Origin of the sequence: Pseudophaeobacter arcticus DSM 23566 (assembly GCF_000473205.1) — a bacterium.
In the GTDB taxonomy this organism is placed as follows: Bacteria; Pseudomonadota; Alphaproteobacteria; order Rhodobacterales; family Rhodobacteraceae; genus Pseudophaeobacter; species Pseudophaeobacter arcticus.
The window spans coordinates 3936669-3959764 of record NZ_KI421507.1 but is presented as its reverse complement, the minus strand read 5'-3'; the positions used below and the strand labels follow the sequence as shown (position 1 = coordinate 3959764).

Here is a 23096-nt window from a genome sequence, read left to right as displayed (position 1 = left end):
CGCGCTGTCTGGCAAAGAGGGATTGAAATAACCGATACATAATGTTGAAATGTATCACGCAGGCTGCTGGCATGAGAATTATGTAACGTATCAGTGTCATTTTGGGGAGGGGCCACCGATGACATCTCTGACCCGTAAATTCATGAGTGAAAAATACATAATCCGGCATTGATAGTTACAAATGCACCCAATAGCAGAGGGCAGCCCGTTCGTTTTTCGAACAAAACCCAGCGCTTTGGGAACAAAATGGAAAGAATTGAGCCTCTTGTTGCAATATCGTTTTCCGATGGCAATAGGATGGCAAATGACAAGGTCAAAAGGGAGGAATCATATGACCACTCGTAGAAAGCTTCTTGGAGCCGCTGGCGCCGCCGCCATCGTAGCCCTGAGCGCCACCTCGGCATTTGCCGAAAACGTCACCCTGAAACTGCACCAGTTTCTGCCAGCTCAGGCCAATGTGCCCAAGCTGATCCTCGACGTCTGGGCTGACAAGGTCGAAGCGGCTTCTGGTGGTGAAATCACCATTGACCGCTTTCCCTCGATGCAGCTGGGCGGCAAACCACCAGAGCTGATGGACCAGGCCATCGACGGGGTTGCAGACATCGTTTGGACCGTTGTTGCCTATACTCCCGGCCGTTACCCTTCGACCGAAGTCTTTGAGCTGCCCTTCATGATGACCAATGCCCGTGCCACGTCGCACGCCTATTGGGAAATGTTCGAAAAGCACATGAAAGACACCGAGTTCAAGGACATCAAAATCCTTGGCACCTGGGTTCACGGCCCCGGCATTATCCACACCTCTGATCCGGTTGAAACCCCGGCCGACCTGCAGGGCATGAAAATTCGTGGCGGTGGCCGTTCGGTCAACTCGCTGCTGACACAGCTGGGCGCAACCCCCGTTGGCATGCCGGTTCCTGCAATCCCCGAAGGCCTGTCCAAAGGCGTGATCGACGGCACCACAATCCCATGGGAAGTCACCGCTGCGCTGAAAGTACCAGAGCTGGTTGAAAACCACACCGAGTTCACCGGTAAGGCGCTTTATACTCTGACCTTCGTCCTGGCGATGAACAAAGAGAAATACGAGAGCCTGTCGGACGCCCAGAAAGCGGCAATTGATGAAAACTCCGGGTTGGAATTCTCGGTCTTTGCCGGCGGCACCATGGCCGATTCCGATGATCCTTCGCGTGAAGCCGCCCTCGACAACGGCAACAATGTTATCACCCTGGACGCGGACCAGACTGCTGAATGGCGCGAACTGGCGCAGCCTGTCTACGACAAATGGCTGGCTGACATGACCGAAAAGGGCATCGACGGTCAGGCGCTTCTGGATGAAGCCACCTACCTGATCGAAAAATACACGCCACAATACGTGAAGTAAGCTAGAAATACAGTCAAAGGGCCGCAGCAGCACTGGGTGCCGCGGCCCTTTGCGCACAAAAAAGGGTTTTTAACCATGCACAAGCTCATGATGGGGCTGGCCAGATCCATGGCCATTATCGGCGGTATGGTCCTCTCTCTCCTGATCATTATGACCTGCCTGTCGATTATCGGTCGCTTGCTGAACAGCCTCTTCCACGGCGATGTGATGCACGCAATTGCACCGGGCTTTTCAAACTGGATGATCACCTGGGTGGGGCCAATCAATGGCGATTTTGAACTGGTCGAAGCCGGCGTAGCCTTTGCCATCTTTGCCTTTCTGCCGCTCTGCCAGATCTCTGTCGGCCATGCCGCAGTTGATGTCGTCGCCAATTCCTTTCCGCGCGGCGTGAACCGCTTTTTGCGCATGGTGACCGAACTGCTGTTTGCTGCGGTTCTGGTGCTGATCGCCTGGCGTCTTGCCGCTGGCACCATCAGCAAGTTTGGCAATGGCGAGACTTCGTTTCTACTGGAATTTCCGGTCTGGTGGGCCTTTGCCGCCAGTCTGTTTGGCGCCGTGATGGCCGCTATCCTTGGCATCTATATGGCTGCCGTCCGCACTTATGAATTTTTTACCGGCCGCATCCAGATCTGGGACGGCGTGGAGGGTGAACAGTGACTGCTCTTGAAATTGGTATCGCCTCCTTTCCCATTCTGATGGTTCTGATCTTCCTGCGGGTGCCCATCGGACTGTCGATGTTCGTCGTCGGCCTTGTCGGCTTGATCGTGGTCACCGATGGCACGCAGGTGGCCTTTGGGCGTCTCAAAAGTGAGACCTACACCACCTTTTCCTCCTACTCGCTGACCATCGTGCCAATGTTCCTGCTGATGGGCCATTTTGCCACCCTGGGCGGCATGTCATCAGCCCTGTTCAAAGCCGCCGAAGGGTTCTTGGGCCATAAAAAGGGCGGCGTCGCCATGGCCTCGATCGGGGCCTGCGCCGGCTTTGGGGCCATCTGCGGGTCATCCCTGGCCACGGCAGCCACCATGGGCCGGGTCGCCCTGCCCGAGCTGAAACAATACGGCTATGCTGGCGGGTTTTCCACCGCGACACTGGCGGCGGGCGGCACCCTTGGCATTCTGATCCCGCCCTCGGTGGTGCTGGTGATCTATGCCATCCTGACCGAGCAAAACATCGCCAAACTGTTCCTCGCGGCCTTTATCCCCGGCTTGCTGGCCGCCATTGGCTATGTCATCGTGATCTCGATTTATGTGCGCCTCCACCCAAATGCTGCAGGCATCCGCCCCGCCATTCCCTGGTCCGAGCGCTTTGCAAATCTGATCAAGGTCTGGCCGGTTTTGACGGTTTTTGGTCTGGTTGTTGGCGGTATCTATGGCGGGCTGTTTACCCCAACCGAAGGCGCCGCTGTTGGCGCCGCTGGCACCGGGTTCATTGCCTGGATGAACGGTGGCTTGGATCGTGAAAATCTGATCGACAGCTTTATGGTGACAGCGCGCTCCACCGCGATGATCTTTTTCATCGTGCTGGGGGCCGGTTTCTACAACGGCTTCCTCGCCCTGACCAAAGTGCCGCAAGAGCTGGCTGATTATGTGGTGAGCCAGGGGTTCAGCCCCTGGATGGTTCTGGCACTGATCCTGGCCTTCTATCTGATCTTTGGCTGCCTGATGGACAGCCTGTCGATGATCCTGTTGACCATTCCAATCTTTTTCCCAGTGATTTCGGTGATGGATTTTGGCCTGCTCTCGCTCATCGACATGCAGGCGGATGCCGCGTTGGAGGTGCTGCGCAACGGGGTGCCGGACGGCATGGGGGCCGAGATGCTCGCCTCAATACAGGACGCTATCGCCACCGGCACCGAGCTCACCCGTGAGCAGATGAAGGAGCTGGGCATTCGGGTCACCGAGGGCCGCGTCAACCGCATCGAGGCCGAATATGTCGCCATCTGGTTTGGCATTCTGGTGCTCATCGTGGTGGAGGTTGGCCTGATCACACCGCCAGTTGGGATGAACCTGTTCATCATCAACGCGATGGATCGCAAGACCAAGATGATCGATACCTACAAGGCGGTGATGTATTTTGTTGCCTCCGATATCATCCGGGTGATTATCCTGGTGCTCTTCCCCTTCATCACCCTGCTGCCACTGTATCTGCTGTACTAAAGCCTGGCACAGGCAAACCAAACCATGCCCTCTTCCAGCCCGGCTGGGAGGGGGCTTTTCATAGGGGCGGGTTTGAAAAAGCCCCGCCCGATCTGTTAGGGTGGCGCACCGGCCAGATGAGGCACCGGCAGTTGAGGCAAGGAATTGAAATGTCCGAACAGGTTGGCACCACAGGCGACAGCCCCGCTTTTGTGCATAGTATCCGGGTTGGCTGGGGCCACTGTGATCCGGCGCAGATCGCCTATACCGGCCATCTCCCCAGCTTTGCGCTCGAGGCCATCGACGCCTGGTGGGAGCATCACCTGGATGGCGACGGCTGGTTCCAGATGGAACTGGACCGTGGCACCGGCACCCCCTTTGTCAGCATGAACCTGGAGTTCCGCTCGCCCGTCACCCCGCGCCACCGGCTGGACTGCGCGGTCTGGCCCAGCGCGCTCGGCACCAAATCCGTGACCTTCCGCGTCGATGCCCGCCAGAATGGCACCCTCTGTTTTGAGGGGAAATTCACCTGCGTCTTTATCGACCCGTCAGAGTTCAAGGCCCGCCCCGCCCCGGCGGACTACCGCGCGGTGATTGAGGCCAACCTGCGCCCCGAATAGGTTTTTGTCTGCGGGATCAGACCGGTTCTCGCAGCCAGTCTGCGGCAAATTCAACGGTTTCCAGCCCGGCAAAACGGGCCGTGCGCTCCAGCTCTGCCTCTAACCGTTTGATGCGCGCTGGGGTGAATTTGACGCTGCGCTCGGGCCACAGCGCCGTCACCCGCAGGCAATCAGCCGGACGGTCCGCCTTCATGTCGATACGCCCAACCATGTGCTGCCCCTCAATCAGGGGAAAGACATAATAGCCATAGATGCGCTTGGGCGCCGGGGTGAAAACTTCGATCCGGTAATAAAACCCAAACAGCCGCTCAGCCCGTTTGCGATCACGCAGCATCGGATCAAAAGGGCTGAGAACCCGCATCCGACCCGGCGCCGCTGCCAGCTCTGCCGCCTGGGTCAATGTGCCGGGACGGGCAAAGCATTTGCGCAGGCTTCCATCCGCTGCCTCGACCTCGATCTCTTCGATCTCACCACGCGCCTTGGCCTGTTGGCACCATTCCCGCGCCTCGGCAGTGCTGGCAGTATCCCAGAATGCCGCGAGCTCACCAGAGGTGGCAAAGCCAAGCCGGTCCAGTGCCTGTGTGCACAGCCAATCCACCGTCCGCGCCGGATCCGGCAGATCCGCAGGCGCATGCAGCGCCTCTTCGATCACCCGCTCGGTCAGGTCATAGCGTTTTTGAAAGCCCGAGCGCCCAACAACGGTCAACGCACCGGTGCGCCACAGATATTCCAGCGCGGTTTTGGAGGGGTGCCAGTCCCACCAGCCGCCTGAACTCTTTTTCTCGTCCTTGCCCAAATCGGAAGAGCTCACCGGCCCATGATCCCGAATATGGGTGAGCACTGTGTCAAACTGTTGCTCAAATCCGTCGCGACGCCAATTGCGCCAGCGTTTGCGCAGCAGGGCTTCGTCGCGCTGAAACCGCAGATGCCACTGCGGATAAAACGCCAGTGGGATCATCGCCGCATCATGGGTCCAGTGCTCAAACAGCGCCCCGCCGCCATGATAGAGATCCGTCAGATGTTTGGCACGATAGCTGGGGCGACGGGAATAAAGGATCATATCATGGGCCCGCGCCACAGTATTGATACTGTCGAGCTGCACAAATCCCAGCCGGGAAATCAGCTGCAACAGATCCATGCCTTTGGAGCCACCACTTGGCTGTTCCAGCAGGGCGTGACGATCCATGAACAACCGCCGTGCCGCTGCATTTTCAAGGCGCGGCAGAGCCATCAGCGCCGCTTGAGCGTGTCACCATAAGTGATGGTGGGGGTCAGTGTCACATGGTGCTCTTGCACCGCGTCGGGATCATCCAGCTGCGAGATAATGATCTCGGCAGCCTTGCGACCAATCTCCAACCGACAGGCATCCATAGTGGCCAATTGGCGCGGCAGCCCCTGCAGCAGCTCAACCCCGTTAAAGCCAGCAAGACCAATCTGTCCGGGCACATCAATGCCCTGATCCATCAGATACAGCAGCCCACCTGCACCGATCATATCGTTGGAATAATAGAGAAAATCCAAATCAGGAGAGCGTTCCAGCATCTCTTGCGTCATCTCGCGCCCCTTGGCCAGCGCAGAGCCGCCGGAATAAAATGCGCGGTCTTCGATCTCGACGCCTTCCTTGGCCAGGGCCTCGGTAAAGCCTTCAAACCGTTTGCGGGCGCGGTGATCCAGCGGCATTTTGGTGCCCATGAAACCGATATGGCGATAGCCCGCTTTCAGGATCGCCTTGGCCATCTCGCTGCCAGCCCGGCGATGCGAAATCCCCACCATGGAATCCACCGGCTTGCCGTCGGTATCCATGACCTCCACCACCGGAATGCCCGAGGCATTGAGCATCGCCCGCGCCGCTTCGGTATGTTCCAACCCGGCAATGATCACCCCAGAAGGCCGCCAGGACAGCATCTCATACAGAACTTTTTCTTCTTTCTCCGGCTGATAATCCGTCACCCCGACGACGGGTTGCAAAGCGGTGTTTTCCAGCACCTGATTGATGCCGGTCAGCACCTCTGGAAAGACCATATTGGACAGCGAGGGGATGATCACCGCCACCAGATTGACCCGCTTGGAGGCCAGCGCCCCGGCGATCTTGTTGGGCACATAGCCCAGTTCCTTGGCTGCGGTCAGAACCTTGATCCTGGTTTTTTCCGAGACATCTCCACGGTTTCGCAACACACGGCTCACGGTCATTTCTGACACGCCTGTGGCTTCTGATACATCGCGTAGGGTGAGCGGGCGCTTGGGTTCCGTGGTCACGTTCTAAGGCCTCATATTTTCTGCTGCTTTAAGGTTAGCCAGTGCGCGCGCCCAGTACAATGGGGCACAATGGGGCGCCGCAGGAAAGGAGCGCGACAAAGCCGTTGAATAATCGCTCTGCGCCTTATTGTGATACCAAAGAGGATTTGCTATCGCGTAAACAGCCCGGCCCCGTGGCTCAACTGGATAGAGCAGCCCCCTCCTAAGGGGCAGGTTGCAGGTTCGAATCCTGCCGGGGTCGCCAGAGCTCCATTATTTCAATTTTTTCAGTCACTTGAGCATGGTATTTGTCCAACCAATCGGAAAGGTTGGAGACGTTTTTGTCCGTGCAAGGGCAAGAGCACCGGACGCCAGCTTCTTCCTTTGGGCAGTGCGAATATAGCAAAGTGCCTTGCTGCCGCGCCCCTGCTCATCCCACGCGCTGACATCAACAGATTTTGCCTCTCCAAAGAAGGCCTCAAACAGCTTGCGAAACATATGCCTGCAAAATCCTGCCAGATCACAAAATCTCTGAGACTTTGCCTGAAACTCCTAAGAGCGGAAAAATCTCTCTGCTCAATCAAACGGCGAGCGTATTTCGGGCAGACAGCGCCCCTATGTTTAGAGCCTAAATTAGCAGCGATGCGACCTGTGTTGCCCGTTTTTTGAGCATTTATGCCATCCCACACCCCCTGCGGCCCTTGCCGGATGGATCCTTCCCCGGATTTGGCGCTACGCAGAGACTGTGCAGAACGATCTGAACATATTGGTGGTCGAAGCCGACGACGCAAAAGCGCAGGAAATTTTGCTGGCGCTGAAAGATGGCGGCTGGGCCAATGCCACCGTTATTGCCTCGGCCTCTGCGCTGGAGCACACCCTGACCCAGCAAGACCCCGACATTATCCTGATCGACCTGGCCAACCCCGATCGCGACACCCTGGAACACCTGTGTTTTGTCTCCAATGCGCGCAACCGCCCGGTCGCTATGTTTGTCGATCAAACCGATGCAGCGATGACCCAGGCGGCGATCTCGGCGGGGCTCAGCGCCTATGTTGTCAACGGGCTGCAAAAGGACCGGATCAAGCCGGTTCTGGATACGGCCATTGCCCGGTTCAAGATGATCACCAAAATGGAGTCCGAGCTGGAAGCCGCCAAACAGGCACTGGCCGATCGCAAAACCATTGACCGCGCCAAGGGGCTGCTGATCAGCGCCCGGCAGATTTCCGAGGATGAGGCCTATAGCCTGCTGCGCAAAACCGCGATGGACCAGGGGCGCAAGGTGATCGACGTTGCCACCGCCCTGGTCACCGCAGCTGAACTGCTGCAATGAAGAGGACCCAGATAAATTGCGGCTACCTGCCGCTGGTCGATTGTGCCCCGCTGATCATTGCAAAAGAGCTGAGCTTTGCCGCCGAAGAGGGGCTGGAGCTACAGCTGATGAAACAGCCCTCCTGGTCGGCCCTGCGCGACAGGCTGGCCTTTGGGCAGATCGATTTTGCCCATATGCTGTCGCCAATGCCCGTTGCCATGTCTTTGGGTCTGGGCGGGGTGGCCACCCGGATTGACGCGCTGATGGTGCTTTCGGTGAATGGTACCGTGATCGGCATCTCTGCCGATCTGGACCGCCGCATGCAGGACACCGGATGGCGCAACAGTTTTGGCACCCCTCAGGAAACCTCCAAAGCGCTGTTTGCGGCCAGCGCCCAGCCGCTGCGCATTGGGGTGCCCTTTCCGTTTTCAATGCACCGCATGTTGCTGGAGACCTGGCTGTCGCAGGTGCCGGGCTATCGGCCCGAGCGGATCCAGATCGTCACGGTTCCGCCGCCAAAGATGGCCGAGGCGGTCCGCGACGGATCGCTGGATATGTTCTGCGTTGGCGAGCCCTGGGGCACTGTTGCCGTGCAACAAAGCGGTGCCACTTTGGTGCTGCCCGGTTCCAGCATCTGGGAATGTGCGCCGGAAAAGATCCTTGGCGTGCGCCACGAATGGGCCGAGCAGAATACCAAGACCTGCCTGGCGCTGATCCGCGCGATCTCAAAGGCGGCCCAGTGGCTGGACCAGCCCAGGAACACGCCGCTGGCAGTGAGCATTCTCGCCCGGAGCCAACATCTGGACCTGCCCGATCACGCCATTGATCCGGCGCTCACCCATCAGATCACCACCAGACTGGGGCAGCCCCCCAGGCAAGCAGAGCACTTTCTGCGCTTTTACCAAAGCGCGGCAAACTTTCCCTGGCGCAGTCAGGCCAGCTGGATTGCCGATTTTCTGTCGGGCTGGCACGGGCTGGACACGCAGGCCGCCCGCGATATCGCCCGCGCCTGTTTTCGCACCGATCTATACCGCGAAGCCCTGGCGCCCATTGGCATCGAGCTGCCCAAAACCTCGGAAAAAATTGAGGGCGGCATGCGTGCCCCAACTGCGGTGTCTTCCACCCTGGGGAAAATGATTCTGGGTCCGGATGGATTTTTTAACGGCGCGGTATTCGACTTTTCCGCCTGAGATTTGCCTAAAATTCGGGCAATTGCTGCATTGCAGCAATAGTTCACCGGGCACGCAGCGATTTTTCTAGAACCCCGCCAAACCGCCCGTCAGTATCAACCCAGGGCAACGATGCCCGTCAGGCTGACAACGCTGTCAGCTACAAGAGTTTAAGAGCAAAGCCGCTCGATTGTGCATGCACCTCCTCCCGCATGCGTCAATCGTGCGGCTTTTTGTGTTTTAGAGGAAGCGAACAAATGAAAACTGTAAAATGGCTTCTCGCCTCCAGCGCCCTTGTCGCCAGCCCCGCAATGGCCGAGATGTTGGATCTGGAAAAAGACGAGCTCACCTTTGGGTTCATCAAGCTCACCGATATGGCACCTTTGGCCGTGGCCTATGAAAATGGCTATTTTGAAGACGAAGGCCTGTTTGTCACGCTTGAGGCGCAGGCAAACTGGAAAGTCCTGCTGGATGGGGTGATCGACGGCCAGCTTGACGGCGCTCATATGCTCGCAGGCCAGCCGCTGGCGGCGACCATCGGCTATGGCACCAAAGCGCATATCATCACGCCTTTCTCTATGGATCTGAATGGCAACGGCATCACCGTTTCCAACGACATCTGGGAGCAAATGAAGCCACACATCCCAGTGATGGCAGATGGCCGTCCCCAGCATCCAATCAGCGCCAGCGCTCTTGCCCCCGTTGTTGAAGACTACAAAAACCAGGGTGTGCCCTTTAAAATGGGCATGGTGTTCCCGGTTTCGACCCACAATTACGAGCTGCGCTACTGGCTGGCCGCCGGTGGTCTGGAACCCGGCTACTACTCCCCCGAGGATGTCACCGGCCAGATTGGCGCCGATGTTTTCCTCAGTGTCACCCCTCCGCCCCAGATGCCCTCCACCATGGAGGCCGGCACCATTTTTGGCTACTGCGTTGGCGAGCCCTGGAATCAGCAGGCTGTGTTCAAAGGCATCGGTGTGCCTGTGGTCACCGATTATGAACTGTGGAAGAACAACCCCGAAAAGGTCTTTGGCATTTCAGCCGAATTTGCCGCAGAAAACCCCAATACCACCATCGCCCTGACCAAGGCGCTGATCCGCGCCGCGATCTGGCTGGACGAAGACAATAACGCCAACCGCGCCGCAGCGGTCGAGATGTTGTCGCGGTCCGAATATGTGGGGGCCGACGAGGCCGTTATCGCCAATTCGATGACGGGCACCTTTGAATATGAAGAAGGCGACATCCGCGACGTCCCCGATTTCAACGTCTTTTTCCGCTACAATGCCACCTACCCCTTCTATTCGGATGCAATCTGGTACCTGAGCCAGATGCGGCGCTGGGGCCAGATCGCCGAGCCCAAGTCGGATGAGTGGTTCTTTGATACCGCCAAATCTGTCTACCGCCCGGACATCTACCTGCAGGCCGCACGCCTGCTGGTGGATGAGGACCTGGCGAATGAGACTGATTTCCCCTGGGACAGCGATGGTTTCAAGGCACCAACCCCGGCGTCAGATATCATCGACGGCATTGCCTACGACGGCCGCACGCCCAATGCCTATCTCGACAGCCTGCCAATCGGTCTCAAAGGCACCCAGACAATTTCCGGATCCAAAATCCTGAACTAACGCCTCAGCCCGCCGCATCTGATGCTGCGGTGGGCCTCTCTTTTGCACATTCCTCCAGATCATAGGCCCCGCAATGACCGCCATTGACCCAGATACACTCGCCGCAGAAGCCCGCCGTGCCCGCCTGTTTACGCGGATCAACAAGGCAGACGCCTGGTTCCAAGTGCTGGGGATCGCCTGGCTGACACCGGTTCTGAAAGCCGCCGCAGGGGACAACCCCAGGGCGCAGATCTCCGAGATCTGGCGCTTGCTGGGGGTTCCTCTGCTGGCCATTGCCATCTTTATCGGAGCCTGGGCCACGCTGGCGCCCAAGGTGCAAACCTCGCTTGGCGCCATTCCCGGCCCGGCGCAGGTCTGGGAGCAGGTTGGCAACCTGCATGCGGATGCGCTGCGCGAAGGCGAAAAGGCTGCGGCCTTTTATGAACGTCAGGATATCCGCAACGCCAAGCTGATCGCCGAGGGCAAATCCGACAAGGTGCGCGACCGCATCTATACCGGCAAACCCACCTATTATCAGCAGATCTGGACCTCGATCAAAACCGTGTTCTTTGGCTTTCTGATCGGATCCGTGATTGCCATTCCACTGGGGATCATGGCCGGACTGTCGCCCACTGCCAATGCCGCCATCAACCCGATCATTCAGATCTTTAAACCGGTCAGCCCGCTGGCCTGGCTGCCGATTGTGACCATGGTTGTCTCGGCGGTTTACGCCACCAATGACGGTATGTTCTCAAAATCCTTCCTGGTCTCGGCGATCACCGTCACGCTCTGTTCGCTCTGGCCCACCCTGATCAATACAGCACTTGGGGTGGCCTCCATCGACAAGGATCTGATCAGCGTCTCCAAAGTGCTGAAGATGAGCACCTATTCCAAGATCACCAAGCTGGTGCTGCCCTCGGCGCTGCCGCTGATCTTCACCGGGCTGCGCTTGTCGCTGGGGGTTGGCTGGATGGTGTTGATCGCCGCTGAAATGCTGGCGCAGAACCCTGGCCTTGGCAAATTTGTCTGGGATGAATTCCAGAACGGCTCGTCACAGTCGCTGGCCAAGATCATGGTTGCCGTCTTTACCATCGGCATCATCGGCTTCCTGCTGGATCGGGTGATGTATGCCCTGCAGTCCATGTTCACCTTCACAGAAAACCGGTGAGTCCAATGAGTATCCTCAAGTTCGAGAACGTCTCCAAGAGCTTTGGTCAGGGCACCAACCGGGTGGATGTGCTGAAAGACATCAACCTCGAGGTCAGTGAGGGCGAGTTTGTCGCCATCCTCGGATTTTCCGGCACCGGGAAATCCACCCTGATGAACCTGGTTGCCGGGTTGGAAATGCCTGACACCGGCAGCGTCACCTTCAAGGGCGCGCCCATCACCGCCCCCGGCCCCGAGCGCGGACTGGTGTTCCAAAGTTACTCGCTGATGCCATGGCTTACCGTGGGCGGCAATATCGGCCTGGCGGTGGATGCGGTCTTTCCAAAACTGTCGGCTTCTGAACGCCAGGCCAAGATCGACCACTACGTCGGCATGGTTGGCCTCTCCCATGCCACCACCCGTCGCCCCGCCGAGCTGTCCGGCGGTATGCGGCAGCGGGTTTCCGTGGCCCGCGCCCTGGCGATGAACCCGGAGATGTTGCTGCTGGATGAGCCGTTAAGTGCGCTGGATGCGCTGACGCGGGCTAATCTGGCGGATGAGATCCTGGAGATCTGGGAGCAAGAGAAAAAGACCTGCATTCTGATCACCAATGACGTGGACGAAGCTATTTTGCTGGCCGACCGCATCGTCCCGTTGAACCCGGATGGCACCCTGGCTGATCCGGTCACCGTCAACATCCCGCGCCCACGCGATCGCGGCGCCATGAATGACGATGCAACCTTCAAGGCGCTGCGGGCCAAGGTCACCAAATATCTGATGGATGTGGGCATCGCCGCCAAAATCGAGGAAACCCGCCTGTTGCCCGATGCCACCCCCATCCATGGTGTTCCTGCCGCCCTGTCCAAAGCGCAACAAACCATGCTGAAAGAGCGCTATCTGGTGTTTTCACAGCTGCACAAGGTCTACCCAACCCCCAAGGGTCCGCTGACCGTGGTGCAAGATTTTGACCTGAAGGTAAAGAAGGGTGAATTCATCAGCCTGATCGGCCATTCCGGCTGCGGCAAATCCACGGTTTTGACCATGGCGGCGGGGCTTAACCCGATCTCCAAGGGCGGCATCCGACTGGATGGCAAACATATCGAAGGCGCCAACCCCGAACGCGCGGTGGTGTTTCAGTCGCCGAACCTGTTCCCCTGGCTGACCGCCAAGGAAAACGTCTCTATTGGGGTGGATAGGGTCTATCCAAGTGCCAGCCAGGCAGAGCGCCAGGATGTGGTGGAATACTATCTCGAACGGGTTGGCCTGGCCGACAGCATGGATAAGCAGGCCTCGGGTCTGTCCAACGGTATGCGCCAGCGCGTTGGCATTGCACGGGCCTTTGCCCTGTCCCCCAAACTGCTGCTGCTGGATGAACCCTTTGGCATGCTCGACAGCCTGACCCGCTGGGAGTTGCAAGAGGTGCTGATGGAGGTCTGGTCGCGCACCAAAGTAACCGCGATCTGCGTCACCCATGATGTGGACGAGGCAATCCTGCTGGCCGACCGGGTGGTGATGATGACCAATGGCCCACAGGCCACAATTGGTAAAATCACCGAGGTCAACTTGCCCCGCCCGCGCACCCGCAAGGCGCTGCTGGAGCACCCCGATTATTATAACTACCGCGCCGAGGTTCTCGACTTTCTGGAAGAATACGAGCACGGCGCCAAACCCAAATCAAAACCCACAAACATCGCGGCGGAGTAAGACATGACCCAGAAACTTGTTGTTATTGGTGCGGGCATGGCATCTGGCCGCGTGTTGGAACATCTCTTTGAGGGTAACGCTGATTTTGACGTCACCCTGTTCAACGCCGAAGAGCGCGGCAACTACAACCGGATCATGCTGTCGCCGGTGCTGTCGGGTGAAAAAACCTATGAGGATATCGTCACCCATGACGCCGACTGGTATGAGGCCAACAATGTGACCTGCCACTTTGGCACCCATGTCACCGCCATTGACCGCCAGGCCAAAACCGTCACCAGCACCAAGGGCACGACTTCCTATGACAAACTGCTGATCGCCACCGGCTCGGCGCCCTTTATCATTCCGGTGCAGGGCAAGGACCTGCCCGGCGTCATCACCTACCGCGATCTGGACGACACCAATGCCATGATCCAGGCCGCAGAGACCGGCGGCAAGGCCGTGGTCATTGGCGGCGGGCTGTTGGGGCTGGAAGCCGCCGCCGGCCTGGCCGAGCGCGGCATGGAGGTGACCGTGTTGCACCTGATGGGTCATCTGATGGAGCGCCAGTTGGACGAGGCCGCCGGATTTCTGCTGCGACGCGATCTGGAAAAGCGCGGCATCACGGTGAAATGCCGCGCCTCTACCGCTGCCATCCTCGGCACCGACAAGGTCGAAGGTGTGCTGCTGGAAGATAACGAAGGGCTGGAGGCCGATCTGGTGGTCATGGCCGTAGGCATCCGCCCCGAAACCCGTCTGGCCACCGACGCCGGGCTGGAGGTGGCGCGCGGCATCGAGGTTGGCGCTCAGCTGCAGACCTCGGACCCCGATATCTTTGCGGTTGGCGAATGTGTTGAATTCGACGGTCAGCTCTTTGGCCTGGTGGCGCCGCTTTATGACCAGGCAAAGGTGCTGGCCCATAGCCTGATGGAGACGCCTGCGGTTTTCACCCCCAAGGAGCTGTCGACCAAGCTGAAGGTGACCGGCTGTGATTTGTTCAGCGCCGGGGATTTTGCAAGTGGCGAAGGCCGCGAAGACATCGTGTTCCGTGATCCCGCCCGTGGCGTCTACCGTCGCCTGGTGATCGAAGACGACTGTATCGTCGGCGCGGTGATGTATGGCGACACCGCAGATGGCAACTGGTTCTTTGGCCTGATCCGCGACAAGACCGATATCTCGGATATGCGCGACACGGTGATCTTTGGCCCCGCCTATCAGGGAGGCGCCCCCTCGGACCCGCTCTCAGCCGTTGCAGCCTTACCGCGTGACGCGGAAATCTGTGGCTGCAACGGCATTTGCAAAGGACAGATCGAGGATGCAATTGCCGCTGGCGCCACAGATATCGGAGCGTTGCGCAGCCAGACCAAGGCTTCGGCCTCTTGTGGAACCTGCACCGGGCTGGTGGAACAGGTGCTCTCCGTCACTCTGGGGGATGACTTTGTCCTGCCAACCGCCCAGCCTGTCTGTGGCTGCACCGATATGACCCACGAAGATCTGCGTCGCATGATCAAAAGCCAAGAGCTGAAATCCCTGCCCGCAGTCTGGCAGGCCTGCGATTGGAAAACCCCCTGTGGCTGCCATGTTTGCCGCCCGGCGCTGAACTTCTACCTATTGGCCGACTGGCCGCTGGACTATGAAGACGATCCACAGTCGCGTTTTGTAAACGAGCGCAAACACGCAAATATCCAGAAAGACGGCACCTTTAGCGTGGTTCCACGCATGTGGGGCGGCATCACCACCCCGGATGAGTTGCGCGCCATTGCCGATGCGGCGGAGAAATACGCGGTGCCCACGGTCAAGGTCACCGGCGGTCAGCGCATTGATCTCCTGGGCGTCAAAAACGAAGATCTGCCCGCGATTTGGCATGATCTGAACCAGGCTGGCATGGTCTCGGGGCATGCCTATTCAAAGGGGCTGCGCACGGTGAAGACCTGTGTTGGTACCGATCACTGCCGTTTTGGCACCCAGGACAGCACCGGGCTGGGCATCCAATTGGAAAAGGCGCTTTGGGGCTCATGGACGCCGCATAAGCTGAAGCTGGCGGTGTCTGGTTGCCCACGCAACTGCGCCGAAGCCACCTGCAAGGACATTGGCATTGTCTGCGTCGACAGCGGTTATCAGATCAGCATTGGCGGCGCTGCCGGCATGGATGTGCGCGAGACCTCGCTGCTGTGTCAGGTGGCAACCGAGGCAGAGGTCATGGATGTGGTCAAGGCCGTCACGCAGTCCTATCGCGAGAACGCCAGATATCTGGACCGGATCTACAAATGGATGGACAAGGTCGGGCTTGACTGGATCCAGGCGCAGATCGCTGATCTCGATACCCGCGCTGCGCTGGTGGCCCGGTTTGATCTGTCACAAACCATCTACCGTAAGGACCCCTGGGCGCAGCATGTTGCCAAATCTGCCCCCTATACCCCCCTTGCCAATCTCACGCTGGAGGCCGCCGAATGAGCAACTGGATCGATATCGCCGCCCTGGAAGAGGTGCCCCAACGCGGGGCGCGTCTGGTGAAAACCCCGCATGGCTGCGTTGCCATCTTTCGCACCGCCGGGGATGAGGTCTTTGCGCTCGACAATGCCTGCCCGCATAAAAACGGCCCCTTGGCCGATGGTATCGTGCATGGCAAGGCCGTGACCTGCCCGCTGCACAACTGGGTCATCTCACTGGAGACCGGCGCTGCGCAGGGCGCGGATGAGGGGCAGGTTGCCACCTATCCCGCCAAGGTCACCGGGGGCCGCATTCTGCTGGATGCCGATTTCCTGCAACAGCGAGCTGTCGCATGACAGGCCGTCAGGATCTGAACCAGACCCTAACTCAGGCCGCAACCGCAGCCCTGACCCGGACCACCTGTCCCTATTGTGGCGTCGGCTGCGGCGTGCTTGCCGGGGCGGATGGCACCATCAAAGGCGACCCCGAACATCCCGCCAACTTTGGGCGGCTTTGTTCAAAAGGCGCCGCCCTGGGCCAGACTATTGATCTTGAGGGGCGGCTTCTGACACCCCGGATCAAAGGCCAGGATGCCACCTGGGACGAAACGCTTGACCTGATGGCAGATAAATTCAGCACAGCCATTCGGGACCACGGCCCCGACAGCGTTGCCTTCTACATCTCGGGACAGTTGCTGACCGAAGATTATTATGTCGCCAACAAGCTGATGAAGGGCTTTATCGGCGCGGCAAATATCGACACCAATTCGCGGCTTTGCATGGCCTCATCCGTGGCCGGGCACAAACGCGCCTTTGGCAGCGATACGGTTCCCGGCACCTACGCCGATCTGGAAGAGGCCGATCTGGTCGTACTGGTGGGATCAAACCTGGCCTGGTGCCACCCGGTGCTGCACCAGCGCATTGTCGCTGCCAAAGCCGCAAGACCCGGCCTGAAGGTGGTGAACATCGACCCCCGCAAGACCGCAACCACCGCGCTTGCCGACCTGCACCTGCGGATTGTGCCGGATGGCGATGTGGCGCTGTTCAACGGATTGCTGGCCCATCTGGCCGACAGCGGGCAGCTCGACGATGACTACCTGGCAAAGCACATCACCGGCCGCCGCCCTGCGGTCACCCAGGCGCGTCTGGGCGATCCGCTGGAAAGCGGGCTCACCGAGGCGGAACTGGCGCAGTTTTACCAGCTTTGGGCAGGCAGCCAAAAGGTGGTGACGGTCTATTCCCAGGGCGTCAATCAATCGCAATGCGGCACCGACAAGGTCAACGCAATCCTGAACTGCCACCTTGCCACCGGGCGGATCGGCAAACCGGGGTGCGGCCCCTTTTCGGTGACTGGCCAGCCCAATGCCATGGGCGGGCGCGAGGTTGGCGGATTGTCCAATATGCTGGCCAACCACCTGGATATCGAAAACCCCGACCACCGCGCCAGCGTACAATCCTTTTGGCAAAGCCCGACGATCTGCGCCCAGCCCGGGCTCAAGGCCGTCGATCTGTTTCAGGCCTGCGCCAGTGGCAAGATCAAGGCGCTGTGGGTGATGTCCACCAATCCCGCCGTCAGCCTGCCGGATGCCGATGGGGTCGCGGCAGCCATTGCCAAGGTACCCTTTGTTGCCGTCTCTGACATCATGGCGCGCACCGATACTGGCGATCTGGCCGATGTGCTGCTGCCTGCCACCGGCTGGGGCGAAAAGGACGGCACCGTCACCAATTCCGAACGCCGGATCTCGCGGCAACGCGCCTTTCTTGCGGCCCCGGGCGCTGCCCGCCCGGATTGGAAAATCATCTGTGACCTGGCTGCCCGCATGGGCTGGGGCGCTGCGTTTGACTATGCCTCCCCTGCCGAAGTCTTTGCGGAATACGTGGCCCTGTCAGCCGCGACAGCTGATTTTGGCCGCGATCTGGATCTCAGCATCTTTGCCGATGTGGACTACGCGAACCTGCTGCCAACGCAGTGGCCCCAGAACAGCAAACGCTTTTTTGCCGATGGAGGTTTTTTTCACCCCAATGGCAAGGGCCGGATGCTGCCAATCACGGCGCCAGAGCCGATCCGGCGCGCGGGCTTTAACCTCAACACCGGGCGGAACCGCGATCAGTGGCACACCATGACCCGCAGCGGCAAGGCCCCACGTCTGGGGGCGCATCTGGCGGAACCCTATGTGGAGATCCACCCACAGGACGCGCAGGCTCTGTCCCTGTCAGAAGGCGATCTACTGGCGCTGGACAACCGTTTTGGCGGGGCCATTCTGCGCGCCCTGATCACCGACCGCAGCGCGCCGGGTCAATTGTTTGCACCGATGCACTGGACCCGCCAGCAAAGCACGGGCGGCTGCATCAATGCTCTGACCGCCCCGATTGTTGATCCGGTCTCTGGTCAGCCCGCTTCAAAACGTATTCCTGTTGCCGCCAAACGGTTTGACGCCGCCTGGTTCGGCTTTGCCGCCGCCCGCGCGCCGATCCGGCCAATGGGGGCCTATAGCGCTGTCGCCCGCTCCCTAACCGGCTGGCAGGGCGAATTTGCCGGGGCAGAGTCCCCCGACAACTGGCAGGCCCTGGCACAGGATCTGTTGGGTCTTGCGGCCTGCGAGGTGACAGAGATGCAAGACCCCAACCAGGGGCAAACCCGATTGGCCTTTTATCAGGACGGCACGCTGGTCGGCCTGTTCTTTGCCAGCCCCGTGCCGGTGTCATTGGCCCGTGCCTTTGCGATCTCGCTGATTGGTACCCAGACGCCGCCGCTTGCAGCGCTTGCCGGTCGCAGTGGCGCCGACCAGCCGGACCCCGGCACCACCGTCTGCGCCTGTCTGAATGTTGGTATCAATACCCTGCGCGCCGCCATCGCCGCCGGGGCCGCCACGGTTGAGACCCTGGGCCTGGCAACCTGTGCCGGGACAAGTTGCGGCTCCTGCAAGCCGGAACTCGCCAGTCTCATCACGCAGCATTCAATCCCCATGGCCGCCGAATGACCCTGGCTCCCTTTGTTCGCATCATTGCCCAGGGCAAGGGCCGCGCCCGCCCCCTGACCCAGGGCGAAGCGCAGCAGGCCATGACCCTGATCCTGGCGGGCAAGGCCGCCCCGGAAGCCATCGGCGCGCTGTTGATGGTGCTGCGGATGCGCGGAGAGACCGATGCCGAAATTGCCGGTTTCACCGCTGCGCTGCGCCACAACAGGCTTGGCGGAACGACTGACATCCCAGTTGACCTTGACTGGCCCTGCTACGCCGCCGGGCGCAGCCGCGGGGCACCGCTGTTTGCCCTCGCAGCCAAGCTGGTTGCGCAGGCAGGCTACCGGGTTGCACTGCATGGTTGGAACTCTCACCAGGGCACTGTGGCTGATCTGCGCGGCGCCTTGCAGGCAACAGGCATCCTGGGGGATGGGCTGTCCTACAGTGCCCTGGAAGCGCTGAACCCAGCGGCCTTTGAGGTGCTCAAACTGCGCAATATCCTTGGCCTGCGCAGCTGCATCAACACCGTGCTGCGCATGTGGAACCCCTTTGCGGCGCGGGCCTCGGTGCAGGGTGTTTTTCACCCCTCTTACCGAGGCTTGCAATCGCGTGCGGCAACCCTGCTGGGGGATAAAAACCTAACGGTAATCAAAGGTGGCGGCGGGGAATTTGAACGCCACCCGGCCAAGGAGATCACCATCTATGGCCTCCATAACGGTGTTGAGATCGACAGCCGGGCCGCCGCGATCCTGACAGACACACGCCGCCTGCATGACCCAGAGCAGCCGATTGATATTGCCGCCCTCTGGAGCGGCGCGCAGGAGGATCCCTTTGCCAGTGCCACGGTGATCGGCACTGCGGCATTGGCGCTCTGGACCTTAGGCGCCGCACAAACGTTCGACCAGACCACAGCCCTGGCGACCTCCCTTTGGGGCAACCGCCACAGCCAAGACCGGAGACGCCTATGAAGACCTTTTCCCTTTCCCTGCCGCTCCTAAGCCGCCGTATCCTTGCGACCAAAGCAGACAGCCCGGCACCTTGGCTGCGCGCCCTCCGGCGGGGCCTCGCGCGGATCACTGGATTTGCCCCCGGGTTTCTGTCCTTCAGTCAGTTTTCTCCCAGTCTGGCAGGCGTGGTACCCAGATCCTGGCGCCTGGGCCTCGCGGCCCGCAAAACCCCAGATCCGAGCCACCCTGGCCAGCGGGACCGACTGCTCCAGCAGGCCATTGACGGGGCAAGGCCCGGTATGCAGCAGGTGGGATCGGTTGCTCTGGTTGGGGCCGGACCCGGTGCCAAGGATCTGATCACCCTGCGCGGTGCGCAGCGCCTGCAGGAGGCCGATGTGATCTTTTACGACCGTCTGGTTGATCCCGAAATCCTGGACCTGGCGCCTGCCAGGGCAAAGAGGATCTATGTCGGCAAGGCCCCCGGATGCCATCATTGGCCACAGGAAAAGATATCAGAGGCGCTGGTGGCCGTCGCAGGCCGGGGACAGCGCGTTGTGCGGCTAAAATGCGGCGATCCCGGTGTTTTTGCCCGTGGCGCCGAAGAGGTCGATGCTCTGGCTGCGGCGGATATTCCCTATGAAATCATCCCCGGAGTGACAGCCGCCAGCGCCGCCGCTGCTGCGCTGGGTGGGTTTTTGACCGAACGCGGTACCTGCGACACCCTGGTTCTGGCCACGGGTCAGACAGAAAAGGACGCGGGCAATGCCAGATGGATGGCCCAGCTGCAACCCGGCACCCGCATGGCGATCTACATGGGGGTTGGGGCCGCTGGCAACACTGCACGGGCCCTGACCGAGGCTGGTCTGGAGCAGCAGGTTTCCATCGACATCGTCTCGCGTGCCCAGCAAAGGGATCAGGTCATTGCACACTGTCGCGCCTCGACCCTGCTCGACACAATCGAAACCAGCGGGATCTCAAACCCGGCGATCATGTTCCTGACACGTGGCCATGCGCCGGTCTCAGAGCAGCAAAGCTAGTGCAACTGGCTCAGCGCGGGCCAGGTCTCGGTGATCCGGCCCTCTGACAGCACCAGGATTTCGCCAAACTCGGGGATTACCGCCTCGCTTTGGCTGGGGTGCAAAAAGGCAAAGTGATCTACCGGAGAAACCGCGAGCTGCGGACCGGCCCAGACCTCCTGATTGGAGGAACGGCCAAAGACCGCAGAGTAGCCGTATCCATGGGGATAGACAGGGGTGCCTTTCCAGTAGCCGCCATAGATGGCCAGATTGGCGCGGTGGCGCCAGGTCAACAGGGCGCTTAACCCTTCAAGCCCCGGCAGCGGGTTGCTGGCGCGGTATTTCAGGATTGGCGTGGCGATGAACATCGCAGGCTGAAACCCACGGGTTGCGGGACGGGTGAAATCCTGCGGCTTTACCAGCACCGAACCTAACGAGACTTCGCTGACCCCCTGCGCTGGCCCGTAGCGGTCAAAGGTGAGGCTGCCGCCGGTATTGACCAGCGGTGCATTCCCCTCCAGCCCCCCGGACACCGCCCGTTGCTTTAGCAACTCAGCCGCCCCCCGCAGCGCCTGTTCGACCGCTGCTTTAGAGCGGTGGCGCAGCGGTGCCGGCAGCTTGTCCAGATGTGGCTCATAGCCCATCACCCCCTCAAGATGCAGCTCCGGCATCTGCTGGATCTGTGACACCAGCGCGGCAAGCTCTGCCGGTTCAACACCGCCCCGATGCAGCCCCACGTCCAGCTCTATCGCGACCCGCAGGCGGATGCCGCGCGATCGGGCAAGCTCTGCATATTGCTGCGCCCGCAGCACTGTATCAAGCAGCCAGATCACCTGATCCGCGGCCTTTGCCTGCTGCGCCAGAACCCCGGCTGCCGCACCGACGGGCAGGGGTTTCCCCATGAGATGTTCCAGCGTGGGGCGCGCCTGCAGCAGGCTGTGCAGCATGGCCGAAGAAAAGGTCATCACGCCCACAGCGCCAAGCTGCTGCACCGCCAGATCCAGCATCGGCAGCGCGGCCAGTGATTTTGCCACCACCCGCAGCCCGATGCCGGGCTGGGCCCTGCTGCGGGCCAGCGCCAGGTTGGCGACAAAGCGCCCGCGATCCAGCACCAGACAGGGCAGGGTCTGGCCTGCTTGCCGCAACGCCCGGTCCCAAAGCGCAAAATCCGGCAGGCTATCTGCGCCGCCGCTCATGGGCGAAACATCCGGGCCAGGGCGGGGGACAAAAAGCGATCCTTGGGGTCGAGCCGGGCACGTAGCGCATCAAACTTGCCCAGATCAGGATAGAGTTCTTCAAGATCACACCGTTGCAGGCTGTGCAATTTACCCCAATGCGGACGCCCGCCAACGCTGCGAAAAATGGCCTCGCAATCGCGAAAGAACCCGGTGTAATCCTGACCACCATGCATATGCACCGCCACCGAGATCCGGCGGCCATGCTGAAACGGCGACAGCCAGGCGGTATCGCCAGCGGTTTGGCGCACCTCGATCGGGAACCAGACATCTGGGTGGCGCGTTTCAATCAACCTGATGATGTCACGCAGCACCGGTTCGGCGACCTCCGGCGGCAGGTGATATTCCATCTCATTGAACCGCATGGCACGGGTCGAACTGAGCACCTGCCAGCTTTCGCCGACATAGTCTTCCTCCGCTTGCAGCTTCAACATCAGCGCCAGAACCCCACGCTGCAGTTTGGGATGCAGATGGCGCAGGGCGCTGGCGAGCTTCATCACCTGCAACCCCAGTGCATCCAGATCAAGCGGCGATTTGCTCGGCGCCGCCTCGGTCACATCATGGGAGATCTGCACGCCCTTGCCACTATGGGGCAGCAGGAAGAATTCAAAACAGCGATGCGCCGCCCAGTTGTCATGCATCTGCTCCAGCAGCACCTCAAACGGCCGCACCCCAACGCGACGGCGCAGATTGAAGGCGGGCACGGTGTTCAGTTCAATCTCCAGCAGGATCCCCAAAAGGCCCAGACTGACCTGAACCCCCGGCAGATCCTCTGCCGCGATCTCAACCAGCTCACCACTGGCCGATAGCAGCCGGGCACCGGTCATTTCCGCAGAAATGCTGGGTAAGTCACACCCGGTGCCGTGGGTGGCGGTGGACATGGCCCCCGCCAGGGTCTGGACATTGATATCTCCGAGATTGCGGAACCCCTGCCCCTTGGTCTGCAGAGCCGCTGACAGGTCATGCAGCCGGGCATTGGCATTGACCCGCGCCCGCCCCGGTTTGCTCGTCAGCACGGCGGGCGTTTCTATCTGGCTCAGGTCAAGAATGCGCCCGCCCCCCGTCACCAGAGGGGTAAAGGAATGCCCTGCCCCCACGGGGCGCAACACCTTATCGGGAGCTGCCAGAACATCCCGCAGCTGTTCAATCGTGCGCGGTGCCACAACCGCCGCCTCCGAGGTCTCACAGCCAGACCAGTTTTGCCACATCTGCCTCCCCCTTCTTGTTGTT

General features: G+C 60.2%; 19 protein-coding genes and 1 tRNA gene. 15 read left to right on the top strand and 5 right to left on the bottom strand.

Features of this window, described 5'->3' with window-relative positions:
* Positions 1-331: 331 nt before the first annotated feature.
* The 4 genes from ARCT_RS0123625 (at position 332) to ARCT_RS0123610 (ending at position 4136) form a co-directional block, all read left to right on the top strand.
* The gene (locus tag ARCT_RS0123625) at positions 332-1378 is read left to right on the top strand and encodes a TRAP transporter substrate-binding protein (RefSeq protein WP_027242308.1); all 1047 of its coding nucleotides are present in this window, start codon (positions 332-334) and stop codon (positions 1376-1378) included.
* Positions 1379-1453: 75 nt separating this feature from the next.
* Positions 1454-2035: a TRAP transporter small permease gene (locus tag ARCT_RS0123620; protein WP_027242307.1), complete on the top strand. Its 582-nt coding sequence runs from the start codon at positions 1454-1456 to the stop codon at positions 2033-2035.
* A complete protein-coding gene (locus tag ARCT_RS0123615) occupies positions 2032-3537 on the top strand; it encodes a TRAP transporter large permease (protein WP_027242306.1) in 1506 nt (501 codons plus the stop codon). The genes ARCT_RS0123620 and ARCT_RS0123615 overlap by 4 nt, the downstream gene beginning before the upstream one ends.
* 149 nt (positions 3538-3686) lie before the next feature.
* Positions 3687-4136 (top strand): acyl-CoA thioesterase, encoded by a 450-nt coding sequence (locus ARCT_RS0123610; protein ID WP_051360975.1) that lies wholly within the window; start codon positions 3687-3689, stop codon positions 4134-4136.
* Between the two features lie 16 nt (positions 4137-4152).
* Here the strand turns inward: ARCT_RS0123610 and ARCT_RS0123605 are convergent, their stop codons facing one another.
* Both ARCT_RS0123605 and ARCT_RS0123600 read right to left on the bottom strand, forming a co-directional pair.
* Entirely contained in the window at positions 4153-5367 is a 1215-nt protein-coding gene (locus ARCT_RS0123605; RefSeq protein ID WP_027242304.1) for a winged helix-turn-helix domain-containing protein, read from the bottom strand.
* Positions 5367-6392 carry a LacI family DNA-binding transcriptional regulator gene (locus tag ARCT_RS0123600; protein WP_027242303.1) on the bottom strand — a complete coding sequence of 342 codons (1026 nt, stop codon included), beginning with the start codon at positions 6390-6392 and terminating at the stop codon, positions 5367-5369. Before ARCT_RS0123600 ends, ARCT_RS0123605 begins: the two co-directional genes overlap by 1 nt.
* A gap of 167 nt (positions 6393-6559) precedes the next feature.
* Here ARCT_RS0123600 and ARCT_RS0123595 point away from each other — a divergent pair.
* Positions 6560-6636: transfer RNA gene (locus tag ARCT_RS0123595), tRNA-Arg, on the top strand.
* 26 nt (positions 6637-6662) lie between these two features.
* Here ARCT_RS0123595 and ARCT_RS0123590 read toward each other — a convergent pair.
* Positions 6663-6869 (bottom strand): hypothetical protein, encoded by a 207-nt coding sequence (locus tag ARCT_RS0123590; RefSeq protein WP_027242302.1) that lies wholly within the window; start codon positions 6867-6869, stop codon positions 6663-6665.
* Positions 6870-7116: 247 nt separating this feature from the next.
* Between ARCT_RS0123590 and ARCT_RS0123585 the strand changes: the two genes are divergently transcribed.
* The 10 genes from ARCT_RS0123585 to cobA all read left to right on the top strand — a co-directional run bounded on the left by ARCT_RS0123585 (position 7117) and on the right by cobA (position 20652).
* Complete coding sequence (locus ARCT_RS0123585) at positions 7117-7701, top strand: ANTAR domain-containing response regulator (RefSeq protein ID WP_027242301.1); 585 nt, start codon at positions 7117-7119, stop codon at positions 7699-7701.
* Positions 7698-8870 (top strand): CmpA/NrtA family ABC transporter substrate-binding protein, encoded by a 1173-nt coding sequence (locus tag ARCT_RS0123580; protein WP_027242300.1) that lies wholly within the window; start codon positions 7698-7700, stop codon positions 8868-8870. The genes ARCT_RS0123585 and ARCT_RS0123580 overlap by 4 nt, the downstream gene beginning before the upstream one ends.
* Positions 8871-9106: 236 nt before the next feature.
* Entirely contained in the window at positions 9107-10474 is a 1368-nt protein-coding gene (locus ARCT_RS0123575) for a CmpA/NrtA family ABC transporter substrate-binding protein (RefSeq protein ID WP_027242299.1), read from the top strand.
* Positions 10475-10547: 73 nt separating this feature from the next.
* Positions 10548-11621, top strand: coding sequence for an ABC transporter permease (locus ARCT_RS0123570; RefSeq protein WP_027242298.1), 1074 nt, complete (start codon positions 10548-10550; stop codon positions 11619-11621).
* 5 nt (positions 11622-11626) lie between these two features.
* Positions 11627-13303 (top strand): ABC transporter ATP-binding protein, encoded by a 1677-nt coding sequence (locus ARCT_RS0123565; protein WP_027242297.1) that lies wholly within the window; start codon positions 11627-11629, stop codon positions 13301-13303.
* A 3-nt stretch (positions 13304-13306) separates the two neighbouring features.
* Complete coding sequence (nirB, locus tag ARCT_RS0123560; protein WP_027242296.1) at positions 13307-15733, top strand: nitrite reductase large subunit NirB; 2427 nt, start codon at positions 13307-13309, stop codon at positions 15731-15733.
* Complete coding sequence (nirD, locus tag ARCT_RS0123555; protein WP_027242295.1) at positions 15730-16065, top strand: nitrite reductase small subunit NirD; 336 nt, start codon at positions 15730-15732, stop codon at positions 16063-16065. Before nirB ends, nirD begins: the two co-directional genes overlap by 4 nt.
* The gene (locus ARCT_RS0123550) at positions 16062-18689 is read left to right on the top strand and encodes a nitrate reductase (protein WP_084300932.1); all 2628 of its coding nucleotides are present in this window, start codon (positions 16062-16064) and stop codon (positions 18687-18689) included. The genes nirD and ARCT_RS0123550 overlap by 4 nt, the downstream gene beginning before the upstream one ends.
* The gene (locus tag ARCT_RS0123545) at positions 18686-19636 is read left to right on the top strand and encodes a glycosyl transferase family protein (RefSeq protein ID WP_027242293.1); all 951 of its coding nucleotides are present in this window, start codon (positions 18686-18688) and stop codon (positions 19634-19636) included. The genes ARCT_RS0123550 and ARCT_RS0123545 overlap by 4 nt, the downstream gene beginning before the upstream one ends.
* Positions 19633-20652, top strand: a complete 1020-nt coding sequence (gene cobA, locus ARCT_RS26765; protein ID WP_051360973.1) for a uroporphyrinogen-III C-methyltransferase — start codon at positions 19633-19635, stop codon at positions 20650-20652. The genes ARCT_RS0123545 and cobA overlap by 4 nt, the downstream gene beginning before the upstream one ends.
* Here cobA and ARCT_RS0123535 read toward each other — a convergent pair.
* Positions 20649-21827, bottom strand: coding sequence for an alanine racemase (locus ARCT_RS0123535; RefSeq protein ID WP_051360971.1), 1179 nt, complete (start codon positions 21825-21827; stop codon positions 20649-20651). The genes cobA and ARCT_RS0123535 overlap by 4 nt on opposite strands.
* Complete coding sequence (locus ARCT_RS0123530) at positions 21824-23074, bottom strand: D-arabinono-1,4-lactone oxidase (protein WP_027242291.1); 1251 nt, start codon at positions 23072-23074, stop codon at positions 21824-21826. The genes ARCT_RS0123535 and ARCT_RS0123530 overlap by 4 nt, the downstream gene beginning before the upstream one ends.
* Between the last annotated feature and the right edge of the window lie 22 nt (positions 23075-23096).

Coding starts and splice junctions, on each gene's coding strand:
- nirB (WP_027242296.1), top strand. CDS start 13,307: ATGACCCAGAAACTTGTTGTTATTGGTGCGGGCATGGCATCTGGCCGC.
- ARCT_RS0123550 (WP_084300932.1), top strand. CDS start 16,062: ATGACAGGCCGTCAGGATCTGAACCAGACCCTAACTCAGGCCGCAACC.
- ARCT_RS0123605 (WP_027242304.1), bottom strand. CDS start 5,367: ATGGCTCTGCCGCGCCTTGAAAATGCAGCGGCACGGCGGTTGTTCATG.
- ARCT_RS0123610 (WP_051360975.1), top strand. CDS start 3,687: ATGTCCGAACAGGTTGGCACCACAGGCGACAGCCCCGCTTTTGTGCAT.
- ARCT_RS0123575 (WP_027242299.1), top strand. CDS start 9,107: ATGAAAACTGTAAAATGGCTTCTCGCCTCCAGCGCCCTTGTCGCCAGC.
- ARCT_RS0123620 (WP_027242307.1), top strand. CDS start 1,454: ATGCACAAGCTCATGATGGGGCTGGCCAGATCCATGGCCATTATCGGC.
- ARCT_RS0123535 (WP_051360971.1), bottom strand. CDS start 21,827: ATGAGCGGCGGCGCAGATAGCCTGCCGGATTTTGCGCTTTGGGACCGG.
- ARCT_RS0123570 (WP_027242298.1), top strand. CDS start 10,548: ATGACCGCCATTGACCCAGATACACTCGCCGCAGAAGCCCGCCGTGCC.
- cobA (WP_051360973.1), top strand. CDS start 19,633: ATGAAGACCTTTTCCCTTTCCCTGCCGCTCCTAAGCCGCCGTATCCTT.
- nirD (WP_027242295.1), top strand. CDS start 15,730: ATGAGCAACTGGATCGATATCGCCGCCCTGGAAGAGGTGCCCCAACGC.
- ARCT_RS0123545 (WP_027242293.1), top strand. CDS start 18,686: ATGACCCTGGCTCCCTTTGTTCGCATCATTGCCCAGGGCAAGGGCCGC.
- ARCT_RS0123565 (WP_027242297.1), top strand. CDS start 11,627: ATGAGTATCCTCAAGTTCGAGAACGTCTCCAAGAGCTTTGGTCAGGGC.
- ARCT_RS0123625 (WP_027242308.1), top strand. CDS start 332: ATGACCACTCGTAGAAAGCTTCTTGGAGCCGCTGGCGCCGCCGCCATC.
- ARCT_RS0123530 (WP_027242291.1), bottom strand. CDS start 23,074: ATGTGGCAAAACTGGTCTGGCTGTGAGACCTCGGAGGCGGCGGTTGTG.
- ARCT_RS0123580 (WP_027242300.1), top strand. CDS start 7,698: ATGAAGAGGACCCAGATAAATTGCGGCTACCTGCCGCTGGTCGATTGT.
- ARCT_RS0123590 (WP_027242302.1), bottom strand. CDS start 6,869: ATGTTTCGCAAGCTGTTTGAGGCCTTCTTTGGAGAGGCAAAATCTGTT.